Genomic DNA, 18,131 nt, shown 5'->3' with positions numbered 1-18,131 from the left:
GGAAATTTATTACAATAAGTTTCGGAATCATACAAGTTTATGGAGGCGTGCAATTTATGAAAAAATGGGTAGCAGCAGGAGCAGCATGTATAGTAGCAACAGCAGTAATTTCAGCAACAGCATGGGCCAAATCAGGATTGAATCTGTTTATCAACGACATGCCCTATACGGCTGATTATTTGAAATTAAAAGTGGAAAACGGAACCACTATGGTGCCCTTGCGCAAGATTGTTGACGAGTTCAAAGGGCAGGTGACAGCGGATAAGAACAATATCCGGATCACACTGCCGAAGGCTACAGATCTTGCCCACCAGGTCAGCCAGTTCGAGAGCGCTTTGGAGGCGACAACCCCTGAAGAGGCAGTAAACACCTGGATCAAAGGCATACAGAACCGCAATGGTTCCCTTCAATATGCAGTCCTATCCCCGGCACTTAGGAAACAAACGCTCAAGGATTTCAATACCAACTACTGGGTGACTGGGGGGTCCAGTCCGCATATGGGCAAAGTTCAGCTCCCTGCTCCCGTTCAGCTCTCCAAGGATAAGGTGCAGTTTACTTTCGAATATCCACTAGTCGTTATGGAGGAGAACATTGATAAGGGCAAAGCCCAAATTACGGTGCAGAAGCTGACCGAGAATGAGCGGGATCGCTGGGTTATTTCCAATATCAAGCTCAAGGTGATTACAGACACAGGCACGATGATTGGCGCCGAGCAATTGAAATAAGCTGCAAAAAGGGCTGTTCTAAGCAGATCAATTCTGCTTAGAACAGCCCTTTTATAACATCCGGCAGCCTTCAGGCAACTTCCTTGCCTGTCTTTCCCGGAATCAACTATTCATGCTGCGACTGATCCGGCCTCTTATTGCACCGTGGAGTTGAAGGACATGATCCAGATGGACCCGGCCACCACTGTGAACACAATAATAACACCTACGATCAGTGTCATGACATTCCATCTTGGTTTCTCTCCTTCACGGATATGCATGAAGAAGAAGAGCTGCACAATCAATTGCAGGATCGCCATGATCATGATCGTAATTACGGTCTGTGTCTTATTGAGCAGACCGTTCATTACAATCACAAGCGGAATGATCGTCAGAACGATGGAGAAGATAAAACCTAACACATAAGACTTCAGAGAGCCGTGGCCCTCGGCATGTTCATGTCCGGTTTGATGCTGACTCATCTTACATCACCCCCATTAGATATACGACGGTGAAGACAAAGATCCAGATGACGTCAAGAAAGTGCCAATACAAGCTTAAATTGGTTACTTTGCGTTTCGTCACTTCTGTGACACCCCGGCGTGCAAGCTGAATCATCAGGGCAATCATCCAGACCAAACCGATGGATACGTGAAGTCCGTGCGTTCCTACCAAGGTATAAAAGGAAGACAGGAACGCATTACTGGAAATTTTGTGCCCTTCTTCTACGAGCAGAATGAACTCTTTCAATTCCAGCCCGATAAAGACAGCACCAAGAATAGCTGTTACGGCAAGCCAGGAAATCAGCTGCTTCACCTTGCCCTTATGCATAGCAAGCATCGCGAGACCGCTCGTAAAGCTGCTTGTGAGCAGGATGAATGTTTCTGCAATAACTCCTGGCATTTCGAACAATTCTTTGGCGCCAGGGCCGCCGTTCGTGTGCGTATGCAGTACGGCGTAACAAGCAAATAGAGTACCAAAAATCAGAATATCTGTAACGATGAAGATCCAGAAGCCAAGCACCTTCAGGGATTCATGACTCTCATGGGCTTCATGCGCGTGGGAATGCTCTGCTACCGCGTGTGCCATTAGACGGTCCTCCCTCTTAGAGCTGCCTCAGTGCGCTCAATTTCATCTACCGGAATGTAGTAGTCCGTGTCATAAGAGAAGGAACGTGCGAGCAAGCAGATTCCCACCCCGACCAGACCTGGGATAGCCATCCACATCCAGTCAAATACAAAGCCGAAGCCGGCAACAAACCAGCAGACTGACATGATGAACGGAATAGCCGAGTTCTTCGGCATGTGGATCGGTTCAAGCTTGACAGGTGCAGGCTTGATGCCTTTCTCCCTGTCTTCTTTCACTTTCCACCATGCATCGTCCGTAGTTACATGTGGTTCTACCGCAAAGTTATACATTGGCGCAGGTGACGGAATGGACCACTCGAGTGTACGTCCACCCCACGGATCTCCAGTGAGATCCCGCTCGCCATTCTTGATGCTGTAGCTGATCTGCCATACTTGGAAGATAAACCCGAGACCCATCAGGAAGGCCCCGACTGTGGACACCATGTTCAGCGGTGCCCAACCCAGATCCCAGCCTGTATCGGAACCGTAAGTGTACAGACGGCGGGTCATACCCATGAAACCGAGTGCATACTGTGGCATGAAACATACATAGAAACCGATGTTCCAGAGCCAGAACGCCCATTTGCCCAGGCGGTCATTAAGTTTGAAGCCGAACACCTTCGGCCACCAGTAGTACATCCCAGCCAGGTAACCGAACACAACGCCCCCGATCAATACTTGGTGGAAGTGCGCGATCAGGAAGTAACTGTTGTGGTACTGGTAATCCGCTGGCGCAACGGCCAGCATGACCCCGGTGGCTCCACCAACCACGAAACAAGGAATGAAGCCGAGGGTCCACAGCATCGGCTGGGAAATCGTAATCCGTCCCCGGAACATCGTGAACAGCCAGTTGAATATCTTAACCCCTGTCGGGATACCAATGACCATCGTAGATATCGCAAAGAATACGTTAACGTTCGCACTCGATCCCATCGTGAAGAAGTGATGGACCCAAGTGAAGAACGATACAATACTGATAAGCATCATGGAGAATACCATTGATTTGTAACCGAAAATCTTCTTCTTCGAGAAGGTGGCCACAACCTCGGAGAATATCCCGAATGCCGGAATAACCACAATGTATACCTCAGGGTGCCCCCACATCCAGATCAGGTTGACATACATCATCGGGTTGCCGCCCATATCCATTGTGAAGAAGTGCGCTCCAAGGAAACGGTCCAGGAAGAGCAGTGCCAGAGTAACGGTCAAGATTGGAAACGCGAAAATAATCATGATCGAACTGGAAAGTACGGACCAGGAGAACAGAGGCATCTTCATCATCTTCATGCCTGGCGCACGCATCTTAAGGATGGTTACCAGGAAGTTGATCCCCGTCGCCAGGGAACCGATACCCGAGATCTGAATCCCCCATATATAGAAGTTCTGTCCTACACCCGGACTGTGCGACAATTCAGACAGAGGCGGATAACTGAGCCAGCCCGCATCAGGAGAACCCCCGATAACGAAAGACAAGTTGAACAGCATAGCCCCCATCAGGAACAGCCAGAAGCTCATAGAGTTCAGGAACGGATAGGCCACGTCCCTTGCCCCCAGCTGCAAAGGTACAACCAGATTAAATAAGGCAAACATCAGCGGCATCGCCATGAAGAGGATCATGATCGTACCGTGTGTCGTAAATACAGCGTTATAGTGATCTGCCTGAAGGAACTTCATGTTCGGCAGAGCAAGCTGTGTCCGCATCAGCAGCGCATCGACACCACCGCGGAACAGCATCAGCAGTGATGCAATGAGATACATGATACCGATTTTTTTGTGATCGACGGTTGTAATCCATTCCGTCCAAAGCCACTTCCACTTTTTGAAATACGTCAGAACAAAGACGATAGCGATACTCGTCAATACGATGGCAACATCCGCACCATAAATCAGCGGATCACCGGTGACGAAAAAAGTGGAGGCGAACTCTTTAATATTTTCCCACATTACGTAACCCTCTTTCGCCTAACATTATGGTTTTGATGTTCCGTTGTAACTGCCGGTTTCGGTACTGTCCATGCCATGGTTCATATACATTCCACCGTTTTTAAATACAATTTCCTTATACAAATCCTCCGGATAGGAACCGAAGAATTCCTGCTTCGCTGTTCCTGGTTTGGCCAGTTGGGCGTACCCTTCCTTGGTCAAAGCAGGTGAGGAAGCTTGAACCTCTTTCACCCAGTCGTTGAACTCGGCTTGCGGTTTGGATTCAACCTCGAACTGCATATGCGCGAAGTCCCGTCCTGTAAAGTTCGCACCAGAGCCAAAGTACTTGCCAGGCTTATCGGCTTGAAGCCAGAGCTGCATCGCCATTCCCGGCATCGAGTATTCCTGACCGCCAAGCTGCGGAATCCAGAAGGAGTTCATCGGCGCATCAGATGTCAGTTGGAAACGTACTGGAACGCCTGCAGGGATCTGCACGTAGTTCACAGTAGCAATCTTCTGTCCCGGATATTGGAACAGCCATTTCCAGTCCAGCGAAGTAACCTGAATCGTAATCGGATTCGCATCCGTTACCGGAGGCTTCGCCAGCTTGTACGTGTCCCGTGCGGTGAAGTATCCCAAGACAATAATAATCACAATTGGAATCCCCCACCAAATAGTCTCGAGCAGTTTACTGTCGTTCCAATTCGGCTGGTAAGGAGCATCGTTATCCGGCGTATCCCGGTATTTCCATACGATGTACACCATGAGCACAATGACTGGAATCACGATAGCCATACATATGAGTCCTGTTAGAATGATCAGCTTCTGCTGAACTTCAGCAACAGGTCCTTTCGGATCAAGCACGATGAACTTATCCCATCCGAGGGCAACGGATACCGCGATGATCAGCGCATAACTGAGGACCAAAATCGTGAGCAGTTTCCAGCCGGACCGCTTGCTTTTCATATTCCCATCACCTCTTCATCAGGTACAGTCTGAAGGCGGATTTCCGCAAATTCAAACTGCACTTTATTAATATTAATACCCATACACACCAAAGCTGTTTCAGTTTAGCAGATTGCATGTGAGATTTGTCACGTTTTAACCAAATCGTCATAAATTGATTTGCACAAATCGGGATTATTTTCACGAAGTGTTCACAACTATTAATATGGACGCAAAAAAACCCTTTAAGACATGTCCTAAAGGGTTTTTACAATTTTGTTTCAACACACCATTACGATATTCAACGGCTCTCTTTATTGGAGTTCGATTGAACCAAATAAATGGAGGTCCCAATGGTATACACAAACACACTGGCGATCATGCTGCCGAGTCCGCCCATAAGAGCAAGGTTGCGGTCATTGAATTCGCTCAGATTAAAAAGGCAAAGGACAACGCCAAATATAAGAAGCGCCCAGGATATTACAGTCATATAGAAGGCAACGGTGTAGCCATCATCTTTCATTTGCTGAACTTTGCTGAAAGGATATACTTTGGCTGACATATTCATCACTCCTGGTTAAATGTTGAAAGGGGTTACTTGATGTATTAAGTATACCACAAAAAACGAAAAATGTTCATAATTTGTTCAAATTATTTTTATAATTCCGTCACATTTTGAACTTGTGTTAACTTATCATTCACTTACCCCTTCCCCATGAAGCGAAACATATCTTCACCGTGCCCCTCATGGTATAATGTGGTCGGTTAAGCCTGAATTAGATGTCAAGAGGAGTAGATTACATTGGAACAGAACCCGGCTGCTTCAGAGCCGAATCACAATATAAGCGCAGAAGCTGTTACAGATTTGTGTCTCCTGGCAGGAAAAATTATGCTGCAAAGCGGAGCTGAAACCTACCGGGTTGAAGATACGATGGCGCGGATTGCAAACAGCCTGGGAAGGCCCCGTCCACACAGCTATATCACACCGACAGGAATCATGTTCCAGTCTGACAGCGAGGCTTCCTCCAAGCTGATCGGAATTTCAGAACGCACCACTGATCTGCAGAAGGTTACCGCCGTGAACCTGATCTCGCGCCAGCTCAGCGCTGGCGACATTGATCTTGAGGGGGCCAGAGAAGCTCTGATGGATATCGACAAGGCCGCTCACGCCTTTCCGACCTGGCTGCTGATTACGGCGGCTTCCATTGCCAGCGCCTGCTTCATGATTATGTTCAAGGGAGGCTGGGACGATTTCCTGCCTTCCCTGATCAGCGGAGGCATCGGCTATTCGGCCGTCATTTATTTTCAACAGCTGGTACGGGTCAAGTTCTTCTCCGAGCTGTTCGCTTCCTTCCTGATCGGTTTAGTCTCGCTGATGCTCGTGCGGGCAGGCATCGGATCGTCCCTGGACAAGATCATCATCGGTTCAGTGATGCCTCTTGTCCCCGGTCTTCTCATTACGAATGCGGTACGGGATTTAATGGCCGGACATCTGGTATCCGGGCTAGCCCGCGGAGCAGAAGCCTTTCTGACCGCGTTTGCGATCGGAACCGGTATTGCGGTTGTGTTTTTATTTTTCTAGGATGAAAGAGGTATTTCCATCATGATCTTGGTTGCTCAACTGATTGTCAGCTTCATCGCATCTTCCGCATTCACCATTCTGTTCAATGTCCCGAAGCGGGCCCTTCTTCAGTGCGGGCTGGTCGGCATGCTCAGCTGGGTTATCTATCTTCTTCTGGAGGACTTTGGCCCCGTTGTGGCCTCCCTGTCCGCCAGTGCCTTTGTGGGAATTCTAAGTCTGATATTTGCGAAAATATACAAGATGCCTGTGATTATCTTCAGCGTGGCCGGAATTATCCCATTGGTTCCTGGAGGCCTCTCTTATGACGCCATGCGAAAGTTTATGGAGAACGATTATAATGCCGCTGTCCAGCTGGCCGCCAAGGTCTTCCTCATCTCTGGAGCCATTGCCATGGGCCTGATCCTGTCCGAAGTTCTTAACCAAATGTTGAGAAGAGCCAGACAGGGCAGGTAGCGGACTTAAGTTATTCCAGGTTTGGTTATTCTAAAAAGAGTATCCCGAGAATCTGGACGCATTGCGAAGGGCAGGCCACACGTCTCCACTCTCCCCGCCCACATACCAATAAGCAAAACCGCCGATATGACGGCTTGCTCCCAATAGATATTTCCTTGTCAGGGAGCGGCCGTCTTCCATCCAGATCCGGTGCCGTACGGAACCGGTCTTATACGAAGCGGCATATTGCTGCAATGTGCTGTCCCATGCCGGCTTCAGCTTGTAGGTGTTGACCCGTTTATTTTGCTCAGGCAGGGAGATATCTGCTGACGAGGCCGCCGTGCCGTCTGTCTGAAGCGCCCAATCCCGGGTGTACAAAGGCAGGGCAACAATAACCTTAGCTGCCGGCACACGGCCAAGCAGCTTATCCAGCCCGCTTCTCACCCAGGGCAGCGAAGACACCGATCCAGGGATCGGGTCCCCATCCCAGTGTTCATCATATCCCATCAGCACGACATAATCCGCATACTGGCCAATGGCCGTATAATCAAAAGCTTCGGTCCAGTCTGTGCCAAGGTCCGGCGAAACGCACACGGACAGCACCGCCTTCTCTGTATGAAGCCGGGCAGCAAGCTTTTGGATAAACAGGGTAAGACCGGCCTTATCCGCAGGATAAATATTCTCGAAATCCATGTTGATTCCGCCGAGCCCATATTTCTTCACGAGGTCCCCAAGCTGCTGGACGACCGAAGCCGTTTTGTCGGAATCAGCCAGGACTGTGTGGGTGGCATCCGCATCAAAGCCGTTGCCCAGCATCGCCCACACCTTCCTGTTATGCTGATCTGCCCAAGTAACCATGGTACGGTCCACGTATGAACTAACCACACTGTTATCCTCCAGGAACAGCCATCGAGGCGACATGACGTTAACCGGCGAATTCAGCACGCTCTGTTCATACTGGGCATTGGTCTGCCCATACTGCCACCCCAGCTGGATACCTGCCGCAGGCGCGCGGCTGATCTCGTCAGCCCAGTTCTTGTTCTGAAGCACCCGGGCCATCAGAACCGCGGTCTCCTCCCGGGTAATGGAATCATTGGGCCGAAACTTACCCTGATCCCCCTGCATCAGCCCCAGCTTCTGTGCGGCCGCCACGGAGGGTGCCGCCCACGGGGCAATTTCATCGCTATCTATGAAAACATTGGCCCCGTCCGCTGCAGAGGCTGTCATCTTCAGCGACCGGACCAGCCATACCGCAGCTTCCTGGCGGGTCAGCGGCTGCTCAGGCGCAAACGTGCCTGAACCCGTGCCCTCGGTAATCCCGATATTGACGGCAGCCTGGACGGTACTGTAATACCACCTGCCCTTTGGCACATCCGTAAACGCGGGTATCGCACCTTGGACGGGCTCAAGCTTAAGCAGGCGGGCAAGAACCGTCAGGCTCTCTGCCCGTGTAATCGGCCTGTCCGGCGAGAACAGGGTTGGCGAAGTTCCCAACATAATATTATCCTTGTAAAGACTAGCAATCTCATTTCTTCCATAAGCATGGTCAATGTCGGTAAAAGGCAGATTAACCGCCTCCGCAGATGCCCTGTTCCACACGTCTGATACCCCTAAGCTGCCCACACACACCATAGCTGTAATGACCAATATCCATCCGGCCTTCCCCTGTCTCACACTGCCACCTCTTCCAGAACACTGATTAAACCTCGCCGCCATACTATCAGAAAACCCTAGATCTATCGATGCGCAAATAATGGTAGAAATTAAATAACCCCTTTCTTGAAAGCGGTGTCTCCAAGATGTATGGTTAGAGAGTATGAAATCGCATCCGAGGAGGTAAACCTATGAAAATCATGCCACTTGAACAAAGAGGAATCTCTACCAGCCGCCTTATCCTAGGCTGCATGCCGTTCGGCGGAGGCTGGAATGAAGAACCTGTTAGAGAAGACCACGTCCTGCAGGCTGAAAGAGCTGTGGACGCTGCGCTGTCCATTGGAATATCCATGTTTGATCATGCGAACATCTATACCCGCGGCAAAGCCGAAGAGACTTTTGGGAAGCTGCTGAAAGCCAGACCCGGCCTCCGGGAACAGATCGTGCTTCAATCGAAATGCGGAATCCGTTTTGCCGAGGGCGACATTCCGGGGCGCTACGACTTCTCTAAGGAACACATTCTGGAGTCCGTCAATGGCATTCTGCAGAGACTCGGGACTGACTATCTGGATATCCTGCTGCTTCACCGTCCAGATCCGCTCATGGAGCCAGAGGAAGTAGCCGAGGCGTTTGGCAAATTGAAATCTTCCGGCAAAGTCCGGTATTTCGGGGTTTCCAATATGAGCGCCGCTCAAATCCGATTCCTGGAGAAGGCACTGCCAGAGCCTCTTGTGGTTAACCAACTGGAGCTCAGCCTGGAGCGGCTCGACTTCGTGGATCAGGGTGTACATATTAATCAGAAGGCCGGAACCGCCGTTAACTTTGCCGAGGGGCTGCTTGAATACTGTCAGTTCAACCGCGTACAGATTCAATCGTGGGGGCCTCTGGCTCAGGGTAAATTCTCAGGCCGGTCTCTGGATGATCAGCCCGAGAACATTAAGAACACAGCGGCGCTTGTGCAGCAGTTGGCCCAAGAGAAGGGCACCACAGCCGAAGCGATCGTGCTCGGCTGGCTCATGCGCCACCCAGCTATGATTCAGCCGGTTATCGGGACGGCCAATCCAGAGCGGATACAGGCCTGCCGGGATGCGGAAGCCCAGTCCAGACAAATGACCCGCGAGGAATGGTATAAGTTGTATGTCACCTCTCGCGGCGTGGCTCTGCCGTAAACCAGAAACGCGGCTGGGCTAAGACCAGCTGATTCAGGTCCAGGTGCCAGGGTATTTAACTACTGAATTGTATAAAATACAAGCCAGTTTAAGGAGGATACCCGAGCATGCCAGAACAACGCCTGAAAGGAAAGATAGCCGTCGTCACGGGAGGAGGATCAGGAATCGGGGAAGCGGCCGCGATTCGCTTTGCCGAACATGGAGCAGAGGTTTATCTATTCGACCGCACTCCCGAGAATGCCGCGAAGACCAAGGCAAAGATTGAACAATCCGGAGGCCGGGCATACGTAGTGGAATGTGATATATCCAAGCCCGGCATGATTGAGGAAGGATTCAAGCGTGTCAGCGAGCAGTCCGGCAGGCTGGATATCGTATTTGCCAACGCCGGCATCAATGGTGTTATGGCTCCTATCGAGACGATGGGCATTGAAGATTGGGATCAGACGATGAACATCAACCTCCGGGGAACCTTTGCAACCGTCAAATATTCAGTTCCCTACCTTAAAGATCATGGCGGTAGTGTGATTATCACCAGCTCCATTAACGGGAACCGTGTGTTCTCCGGCATCGGCTTCTCAGCCTATGCCTCGACCAAGGCAGCCCAGGTTGCCTTCATGAAGATGGCCGCTTTGGAGCTGGCCCGCTACAAAATCAGAGTCAATGCGATCTGTCCGGGGGCCATTGACACCAATATCAATGAGAATACGTATCCCAAAGACGATCTGGAAAAGGTCAAAATTCCGGTGGAATTTCCAGAGGGCAGCCATCCGCTTGAAGATCAGCCCGGCTCTCCGGCCCAGGTAGCCAACCTGGTGCTGTTCCTGGCAAGTGACGAGTCTTCCCATGTGACGGGGACTGAGATTTACGTGGACGGAGCCGAATCCTTGCTGCGCGGATAAGCCATCGAAGAATGAAGGCGCCCCTTCAGTGGGGGGCGTTATAAAACACAGAAGCCCTGACCTAATAGGTCAGGGCTTCTCCATATTTAATGAATGTTGGCTGATTAAAGAGAGAATTACTTAAAATGCTTGTGATACCATTCAGCCGCCGCGTTGACTTCTGTCTGTGTAAGCTGATGCCCTCTTTGTTCCCAGTGAACTTCAACGGAAGCATTGGCTCCTTGAAGCAGGGAGGCTAATTCCTCCGTTTCCTGTGGAGTACACATCATATCGTTCGAACCTGCTCCAATAAAGACCGGGATATCTGTAAGATCAGGAATTGGAATTCCTCTCCGGGGAACCATGGGGTGATGAAGAATGGCCCCTCTTAATGAGCCCGGTTCATGGAATAGCAGACTGCCCGCAATGTTCGCCCCGTTCGAGTAACCAAGAGCAATCACGTTCTGCCGGTCAAAGCCATATTGCTCTGCAGCAGAGTCCAGGAAAGCATTCAATTCCTGTGTGCGGAAGATCAAGTCCTCCTCATCAAACACGCCTTCAGCGAGTCTCCGGAAGAAACGCGGCATGCCATTCTCCAGCACGTTGCCTCTTACACTAAGATAAGAAGCTCCGGGATCAATCAGCCCGGCCAGCGGAATAAGATCATGCTCCGTTCCTCCTGTCCCGTGCAGAAGCAAAATCACAGGCGCTGCGGAATTTACACCTTTTTTGAATACATGAATCATTGTGCATCCCCCTCCAATACACGGACGTTGAACGGAAGCAGCCCCGCTTCAATCTCCGCCCGGTGCGGTTCAAACCAGCTAGGCAGCATCAGCTTCTGACCGAGCGACTCCGCCGGCTCGTCATTATCAAATCCTGGTGTATCTGTAGCAATCTCAAATAGAATTCCACCGGATTCCCGGAAATAAATCGCGTTAAAATACTGCCGGTCCTTAACTGGTGTCGGATTATACCCATTTTCGAGAATGTGGGCTCTCCATTTCGCGTGATCCTGGTCATCCGCTGCACGCCAGGCGATGTGATGGACGGTTCCGCTTCCGCCTCTTCCCCAGCCCACCGGGCTGGCATTTACGTCAATGAGATTACCAATATCCCCTTGAGCACGGAACCGGACCATACCGCTATCCTCTCCAACTCGTTCAAGCCCCATTACATCCTGCAGAAGAGCCATGGTCTCTGCCGGTGCTGTACTTAGCAGCTGGGCGCCTCCGAATCCCTTGATCGCTTTGTCGGCCGGAACCCCGCCGAATCCCCACTGGCTTAATGCCCCTTCCGCACGCTCCACAAGCTCAAGCTGAAGACCGTCATGATCTGTGAACTGCAGATACGATTCCGAGAATCTTTCCGCCTTAGTTACAGCAACTCCCAAACGGTTAAGCCGCTCCTCCCAGAAAGAAAGGGTTCCTTCCGGCACTGCAAAAGTTATCGTGCCCACCTGTCCCCCGCCAATTTTACCTAAGCGGGATTCGGGCCAAGGGAAGAACGTGATCGCCGTGCCTGGACTGCCAATATGATTGCCGAAATAGAGGTGATATACTTCTGGCGCATCAAAATTTATCGTTTGTTTCACCAGTCTAAGCCCAAGTACGCCAGCGTAAAAATCAACATTATCCTGTGGATTGCGAACAAATGCGGTGATGTGGTGAATACCCGCGGTTTTTTGTGTCATAGCTAGGACACTCCTTTTATTGTTGTTTTCGAAATCAATTTTAATTATCTTTAATTTGAATATCTTTAATTTAAGATAAATATACACCTGTTTACTTCCCACGTCAAGCCCCTTGTTCAAAGTGAAGTTTGAACTCCGATGAAAGCGGTTAATGAGACATACATCATCTCTGCTAGTATGGAAAGATTGGTACACAGGCCGCTTGGAGAGAAGCAGACGGAACCCTTAAACAGGCCTGGAGATGCCATTGGCTGTAGAGAGAATGCACAGTTCCAATCCGGTGCGGGCCAGACCCAACCAGAATTTGAACCCACACTTGGGATTCTGGAGGTTGCATCTTAACTCCATGAACCGATTCTATTAACCTTCAGATGAAGCAAAGGGACGCTGCCCGCGTCCCTTTGCTTTATCTTATCTTCAACTTTTCTTTAAGCTCTATGTGCAGCACTTAACCACCGGTAACTATATTTTACAAAAAACTTAATTTCAACTATACGACACCGGTTTATTGTAAAATAGATAGAGATACTGAAAGTGTGGTGACTCATCTATGAATTTTGTTTCTCTTGATTTTGAAACCGCAAATATGAATCCCGGCAGTGTATGCGCCATTGGACTTGTTGTTGTGAGCGAGGGCCAGATTGTGGATGAATTCTACTCTTTGGTGAATCCGCTTGCGGACTTTGATCCTTTTTGTGTGCGTGTCCATGGAATTACAGAAGCTATGGTCCAGGATGCGCCAACCTTTAAGGAGGTGTGGGAAACGGTCGGCCCAGTATTGGACAACCAGATCGTGGTCGCCCATAATGCCGCCTTTGATATCAATGTGCTTAAGCACTGCATGACAGCTAACGAGCTTCCAAGCGAAGGCTTTCAATATGTCTGTTCCTACCTGCTGGCCAAAAGAATCTGGCCGGGGCTCACGAGCTACCGGCTTAATTCCGTAAGCAGCTACCTCGGTCTGGATGCGTTCCGTCATCACGATGCGCTTGAGGATGCCAGGGCAGCCGCACTTGTCTTCATGAAGTGTCTTCAGACCGGAGACACCATGCTTGCTCAAGATCTGGCGCAGCGGTATGAATACCGGATCGGCTCTATTCTGCCCGATTATACACATATTACATTCGCATCCACCCGCAGCACCGGGGGAAGTGTCCGGGCTAGCCAGATCACTCCTTCCGTGACGGAGTTTGACGAGAATCATGTATTATTCCGTAAGAACGTCGTCTTCTCCGGTACCCTGGGCTCGTTGTCCCGCCGCGAAGCGATGCAGCGGGTGGCCGACGCAGGTGGTTTTCCCGCAGACCAAGTACTGCCAACTACACACTATCTTGTGGTGGGCACGAAGGATTATGTAAAGCACCAGGACGGCATCAAGAGCAACAGCAAGATTCGAAAAGCCGAAAAGCTGATCTCCTCCGGCCGGAAGGTCAAGATTTTGCCGGAAGAAGAGTTTCTGCCGCTGCTGGGCTAGATAATGCCTTCCCGTATCCCAAATCTAAACAAGAAGAGAGGCCGTCCATTTGGACGGCCTCTTTGCCTAGTGCACTGCATTAGGCAAGGTGCACTTTCATAACGCTTTTCTCATTAGCAGTCACATCTCCAGCGGCGCTTGGTGCAACCTCGGCCACCTGTTCCAGCCCTGAAGGGACAAGAACCGGAGTGATCAGCGGCAGCCCGGCAGCCCGGATGGCTTCGATATCGAACTCAATAAGCAGCTGCCCGGCTTTTACCTGATCCCCGGTTTGGACATGGGTGGTAAAGCCGTTCCCTTTTAAGGACACCGTATTGATTCCGATATGAATCAAGATCTGCACACCGCTCTCATGCTCCAGAATAATGGCATGTTTGCTTTTATCCATAACAAGCGCAACCGTACCGTCAAAAGGAGCAACGGCTTTGCCTTCGGAAGGCTCAATGGCGATGCCTTCTCCCATGTGCTTTTGGGCAAATGCGGGATCGGGTACCGTCTCCAGTGGAACCACTGTTCCTGTAATAGGGGCTGATACCTCCAGCACCTTCAGTTGAGTGACCGGAGCCGCCTTGTCAGCAGGGGCTGCCTTGCCAGACTCTGAATTCCCGCTTGAAGCTGCTTCCGGGGCAATCTCCGGCAGTTTGTCTTTATAACCGAACATCCATGTGAGGACAAAAGCTACTGCCATGGCAACCAGGTTGCAGAGAATGTACAGCGGAAGCTGATTATTCAAATACAGCAGCGTCCCCGGAATAACTGTAACGGCCATGCCGGTTGCAGCCAGGCCGAAGAGGGAGGCCAGAAAACCGCCGATCGCCCCACCGATCAACCCCATAATGAACGGCTTCATAAAGCGCAGATTAACCCCAAAAATCGCGGGCTCCGTAATTCCAAGAAAGGCGGAGAAAGAAGACGGCAGCGCAAGTGCTTTTAACTTCTTATCCTTCGTTTTGAGTCCTACTGCGAGACAGGCTGCCCCTTGTGCGGCCATAGCACTGGTTACAATCGCATTAAAAGGATTGTTGCCATACTTCTGCAGGAGTTGGATCTCCAGGAAGTTAAATATATGATGGACGCCTGTAACCACAATGATCTGGTTGAAGAAACCGATTACAAGGCCAGCGATTCCAAATGGCAGATGGAGCACAAATGTCGTCCCTTGAAGCACCCACGTCTCCAGAGAGTGGAAGATCGGACCGATCGCAAATAAACCGAGTGTAATCATCACGAGCAGGGTGATGAACGGGGTCAGGATCAAATCTAGGGCTTCCGGTATGCGTTTTCTGAGAAACTTCTCGAATTTGGCCCCCAGCATGCCCATGAAAAAGGCCGGCAACACAGAGCCTTGATACCCGACCACTGGAATAAATCCGAACATGGTCAGTGCTTCAGCTGAACCGTTCGCCACACTATATGCATTCGGGAGCGCTGGATTCACCAGCATCAACCCAAGCACGATGCCCAGGATTGGACTGCCTCCGAACACCCGGAACGCCGACCAAGCAATCAATGCAGGCAGAAAAGCAAACGCCGTATCCGTAAGAATCTGCGTGAACAGCAGGAAGTTAGCCGGAATGTCCTCCGGTACAGCCCCGAATAACGCAAGAACCTGGGGCTGCGTGAGCAAGCCGCGAAGTCCCATAAAGAGACCCGTAGCCACCAGCACAGGAATGATTGGCACAAACACGTCGCCAAAGGTCCGGATCGCACGCTGGAACGCGTTTCCCTGCTTTTTCGCCTGTCCTTTGAGATCCTCCTTGGACGTTCCTGTAATGCCAAGCTTCTCTACTTCCTCATAAATCCGGTTGACCGTGCCCGTCCCAAATATAATTTGATACTGGCCGGAGTTGAAGAAGGCCCCTTTAACCTTGTCAATATTCTCGATCTTCTTCTGATCGATCTTCTCCTTGTCATGAACCATAATGCGCAGACGGGTCGCACAGTGTGCGAAAGAAGCTATATTCTCCTGCCCGCCTATGGCCTGTACGACTTCTTTGGCTATATCCCGATTGTCAGACATTCTCCTCGCCCCTTTCTCTAGCTGCACCATTTATGAAATTTAATACATCCCGGTTGGACGGAAGCGCAGGAATCGCGCCTTTCCCGGTGGTCGTCAAAGCTCCGCTTGCATTGGCAAATCTTAAAATCTCGTTATGATCTGCAAGAAGGATGTTCTTCAGGCAGCTCTGATCTGCTCTTCTAACGAGCAGTTGATACAAGAAGCCTCCAACAAAAGCATCTCCTGCTCCTGTTGTGTCCTGAACCTCAACCTTATATCCGCTTGCGTTAAATTGATGATCCGGCAGGTGCAGCTCCGCCCCGTGCGCACCTTTGGTATAGATCACCGCTTGGACATTTCCTTTAAATAAAGAAGCCACGGCCTGCTCCTCATCCTGGATTCCGGTAATAAATTCGATTTCTTCCTCCGAGATCTTGATGAGATGGGCCAGCGGAATAAAAGATAGGATCGTCTGCCGGCAGGCTTCAGGGTCGTCCCATAAAGGCAGACGCACATTGGGATCAAAGCTGATCAGACCGCCCGCCTGCTGAACAGCTTCTATAGCCTTGATATGGGCTTGCTTCATTGGACTGTCCACCAAATCTACCGATCCGAAATGCAGAATATCCCCTTGTTGAAATTGCTCCATGTTCACTTCATCCGCAGTCAGGAGCAAATCGGAAGACGGGTTGCGGTAAAAAGAGAAATCACGTTCTCCATTATCCTTAAGGGAGACGAAGGCAAGCCCAGTATTTGCTTGTGAAGTCCGCAAAACCTGGTCCGTCTGGACTCCAGCGGCCTGCAGCTGCTCCAGCAGGAAATCACCGAACGCATCATTTCCGAGCTTTGTAATCATGGACGCCTCTTCCCCAAATTTCGCAACCGCAGCAGCCACGTTCGCCGGCGCTCCTCCAGCGGCCCGCTCGAAGGATACGACATCCTTAAGCGCGCACCCTTTTTGCTGTGGAATAAAATCAATTAGAACTTCCCCGATTGTGTATAACTTCCCCACGCTGTCACCTTCCAGCATAAAATTTGAAACAAGCTATCAGCATTAATATTTCCACATCACCGCATCGAGCTCCGCACTTCCTCCAGTGGCAAAAAAGCGGATTTCCGTACTCAGCTTGTCAGGAAAAATACGGCTTGTGAATACTTCCTCACCGTCATTGATAAAGATCTCCACCGACGAGGTATCCACGAACAGTTGAAACTTGAGCGCCGGGGCATCCACAGTGCACTCCCGGGTCAGCCCGTACTCTTCTCCCACCGTCTGGCCGGATAACGAGCGGTCCAGGATGACCTTTTTGCGGAGCCGATCATATTTCAACACTGTTCTCTCATGGGCACCGGCTCTAAACTCAATGCCGAACTGGTCGGCATCATGTGCACTGAATTCACAGATCATTTCGTAGGAGACTCCGCTGAAACCATCTAACCTGCGGGTTTCATCATGTAAGGAGTGATGGGCCCGGGTCATCTCTTTCCTAAGCTTGCTGAGTTCCCTAGCCGGCTTCTGAATCAACTTCCCTTCCCGTAAGGATAGCTCCCGTGGGAGAGTCAGACAGTGGGCCCACCCGCTGTCATCGGTCGGATACCCGATTTCCGGCAGTCCCATCCAGGCAACCAACAGACGCCGTCCGTCCGGTGCCGCCATCGTCTGGGGAGCGTAGAAGTCGAATCCCCGGTCCAGCTCCTGAAATTCACCATGCTCGAATACTCTCGTGTCCAGGTTCAGCGGCTTGCCTGTCAGATAACCGGACTGGTAAATATTACGGAAATGTTCTCCCTCCGGCTCTATGCCCTGTGGTGAGAAAATGAGAACGCCCTGGTCCGCAAGCTCAAAATAATCGGGGCACTCCCACATATAACCGAAATGGCTCAAGCGGGTCTCCATCTCCCCGAGAAGCTCCCACTCCTTCAAGTCGGGTGAGCGGTACAACAGCACACATCCCGTAAGATTGCTGCGCTGGGCACCGATAACACAGTAGTATTGGCCTGCCTCTGCCCACACCTTCGGGTCCCGGAAATGCTCGGTATACCCCTCAGGAACGGAGGAAATAACAGGCTTCTCCTCCTTAACAATTCGCCCGTGTTCGTCCATCACAGCGATGCATTGGTAAGGATTCCTGATCCAGTCCGCATCACGCGTATTCCCGGTATACATCAAATACAGCTTATGATCCTTCTCGATGGCACTTCCGGAGTAAGCTCCATGGGAATCATAAGGGCCTCCCGGCTCGATCCCAATCCCAACATCCTGCCAATGTGCAAGGTCAGCGGACTTCATATGATACCAATACTTCATCCCGTGCTCAGTTCCCAGCGGAAACCACTGATAGAACAAATGATACTCCCCTTGGTAGTATGCAAACCCGTTTGGATCATTAAGAAGCCCGGTGGATGGCTGTATATGAAAGATCTGTCTCCATGGGCACCGGCTGACCTGTTCCCGAAGCCGTTCTAGTTCGCCCGGCGCCGCCTGCTCAATCCGTCGGTACTTTTGCATTCGTGACATATTCATGATTGTTCTCCATTTGAAAATAGGATTT

17 protein-coding genes are annotated in these 18,131 nt (G+C 50.7%); 6 read left to right on the top strand and 11 right to left on the bottom strand.

Going from position 1 to position 18,131, the window contains the following annotated elements; translation table 11 throughout:
* Positions 1-56: 56 nt before the first annotated feature.
* Positions 57-725 (top strand): hypothetical protein, encoded by a 669-nt coding sequence (locus BN6628_RS04785; protein ID WP_082926795.1) that lies wholly within the window; start codon positions 57-59, stop codon positions 723-725.
* A 134-nt stretch (positions 726-859) separates the two neighbouring features.
* Here the strand turns inward: BN6628_RS04785 and cyoD are convergent, their stop codons facing one another.
* The 5 genes from cyoD to BN6628_RS04760 form a co-directional block, all read right to left on the bottom strand.
* Positions 860-1,186: a cytochrome o ubiquinol oxidase subunit IV gene (cyoD, locus tag BN6628_RS04780; RefSeq protein ID WP_068615019.1), complete on the bottom strand. Its 327-nt coding sequence runs from the start codon at positions 1,184-1,186 to the stop codon at positions 860-862.
* Position 1,187: 1 nt separating this feature from the next.
* Positions 1,188-1,793, bottom strand: coding sequence for a cytochrome o ubiquinol oxidase subunit III (gene cyoC, locus BN6628_RS04775; protein WP_068615015.1), 606 nt, complete (start codon positions 1,791-1,793; stop codon positions 1,188-1,190).
* The gene (locus BN6628_RS04770) at positions 1,793-3,775 is read right to left on the bottom strand and encodes a cbb3-type cytochrome c oxidase subunit I (RefSeq protein ID WP_068615012.1); all 1,983 of its coding nucleotides are present in this window, start codon (positions 3,773-3,775) and stop codon (positions 1,793-1,795) included. Before BN6628_RS04770 ends, cyoC begins: the two co-directional genes overlap by 1 nt.
* Positions 3,776-3,799: 24 nt before the next feature.
* Positions 3,800-4,720: a ubiquinol oxidase subunit II gene (locus BN6628_RS04765; protein ID WP_082926794.1), complete on the bottom strand. Its 921-nt coding sequence runs from the start codon at positions 4,718-4,720 to the stop codon at positions 3,800-3,802.
* Between the two features lie 280 nt (positions 4,721-5,000).
* A complete protein-coding gene (locus BN6628_RS04760; RefSeq protein WP_068615010.1) occupies positions 5,001-5,261 on the bottom strand; it encodes a hypothetical protein in 261 nt (86 codons plus the stop codon).
* Positions 5,262-5,588: 327 nt separating this feature from the next.
* Between BN6628_RS04760 and BN6628_RS04755 the strand changes: the two genes are divergently transcribed.
* Both BN6628_RS04755 and BN6628_RS04750 read left to right on the top strand, forming a co-directional pair.
* The gene (locus BN6628_RS04755) at positions 5,589-6,281 is read left to right on the top strand and encodes a threonine/serine exporter family protein (RefSeq protein ID WP_082927079.1); all 693 of its coding nucleotides are present in this window, start codon (positions 5,589-5,591) and stop codon (positions 6,279-6,281) included.
* 21 nt (positions 6,282-6,302) lie between these two features.
* The gene (locus tag BN6628_RS04750) at positions 6,303-6,734 is read left to right on the top strand and encodes a threonine/serine exporter family protein (protein WP_068615006.1); all 432 of its coding nucleotides are present in this window, start codon (positions 6,303-6,305) and stop codon (positions 6,732-6,734) included.
* Positions 6,735-6,764: 30 nt separating this feature from the next.
* Here the strand turns inward: BN6628_RS04750 and BN6628_RS04745 are convergent, their stop codons facing one another.
* The gene (locus BN6628_RS04745) at positions 6,765-8,387 is read right to left on the bottom strand and encodes an S-layer homology domain-containing protein (protein ID WP_235847578.1); all 1,623 of its coding nucleotides are present in this window, start codon (positions 8,385-8,387) and stop codon (positions 6,765-6,767) included.
* A gap of 170 nt (positions 8,388-8,557) precedes the next feature.
* Between BN6628_RS04745 and BN6628_RS04740 the strand changes: the two genes are divergently transcribed.
* Positions 8,558-9,535, top strand: coding sequence for an aldo/keto reductase (locus BN6628_RS04740; protein ID WP_068615003.1), 978 nt, complete (start codon positions 8,558-8,560; stop codon positions 9,533-9,535).
* A 107-nt stretch (positions 9,536-9,642) separates the two neighbouring features.
* A complete protein-coding gene (locus BN6628_RS04735) occupies positions 9,643-10,434 on the top strand; it encodes an SDR family oxidoreductase (protein WP_068614999.1) in 792 nt (263 codons plus the stop codon).
* Positions 10,435-10,550: 116 nt separating this feature from the next.
* On the opposite strand, the gene BN6628_RS04730 is transcribed toward BN6628_RS04735, so the two are convergent.
* On the bottom strand, positions 10,551-11,159 hold the full coding sequence (locus tag BN6628_RS04730) for an alpha/beta hydrolase (RefSeq protein ID WP_068614995.1): 609 nt from the start codon (positions 11,157-11,159) through the stop codon (positions 10,551-10,553).
* Positions 11,156-12,106 carry a ring-cleaving dioxygenase gene (locus BN6628_RS04725; RefSeq protein ID WP_068614992.1) on the bottom strand — a complete coding sequence of 317 codons (951 nt, stop codon included), beginning with the start codon at positions 12,104-12,106 and terminating at the stop codon, positions 11,156-11,158. Before BN6628_RS04725 ends, BN6628_RS04730 begins: the two co-directional genes overlap by 4 nt.
* A gap of 550 nt (positions 12,107-12,656) precedes the next feature.
* On the opposite strand from BN6628_RS04725, the gene BN6628_RS04715 reads away from it, so the two are divergent.
* Positions 12,657-13,580 (top strand): exonuclease domain-containing protein, encoded by a 924-nt coding sequence (locus tag BN6628_RS04715; RefSeq protein ID WP_068614986.1) that lies wholly within the window; start codon positions 12,657-12,659, stop codon positions 13,578-13,580.
* A gap of 79 nt (positions 13,581-13,659) precedes the next feature.
* On the opposite strand, the gene BN6628_RS04710 is transcribed toward BN6628_RS04715, so the two are convergent.
* From BN6628_RS04710 to BN6628_RS04700, 3 genes are read right to left on the bottom strand one after another with little or no spacing between them, the layout of a single operon-like run.
* Positions 13,660-15,600 carry a sucrose-specific PTS transporter subunit IIBC gene (locus BN6628_RS04710; RefSeq protein WP_068614982.1) on the bottom strand — a complete coding sequence of 647 codons (1,941 nt, stop codon included), beginning with the start codon at positions 15,598-15,600 and terminating at the stop codon, positions 13,660-13,662.
* Positions 15,593-16,591 (bottom strand): PfkB family carbohydrate kinase, encoded by a 999-nt coding sequence (locus BN6628_RS04705; protein ID WP_068614979.1) that lies wholly within the window; start codon positions 16,589-16,591, stop codon positions 15,593-15,595. Before BN6628_RS04705 ends, BN6628_RS04710 begins: the two co-directional genes overlap by 8 nt.
* A gap of 42 nt (positions 16,592-16,633) precedes the next feature.
* Positions 16,634-18,103, bottom strand: a complete 1,470-nt coding sequence (locus BN6628_RS04700; protein WP_068614976.1) for a glycoside hydrolase family 32 protein — start codon at positions 18,101-18,103, stop codon at positions 16,634-16,636.
* Positions 18,104-18,131 lie beyond the last annotated feature (28 nt).

The organism is Paenibacillus tuaregi (genome assembly GCF_900086655.1).
GTDB classification, from domain to species: Bacteria; Bacillota; Bacilli; order Paenibacillales; family Paenibacillaceae; genus Fontibacillus; species Fontibacillus tuaregi.
The sequence above is the reverse complement of the archived record's forward strand: the minus strand, read 5'-3'. Positions and strand labels throughout refer to the sequence as shown.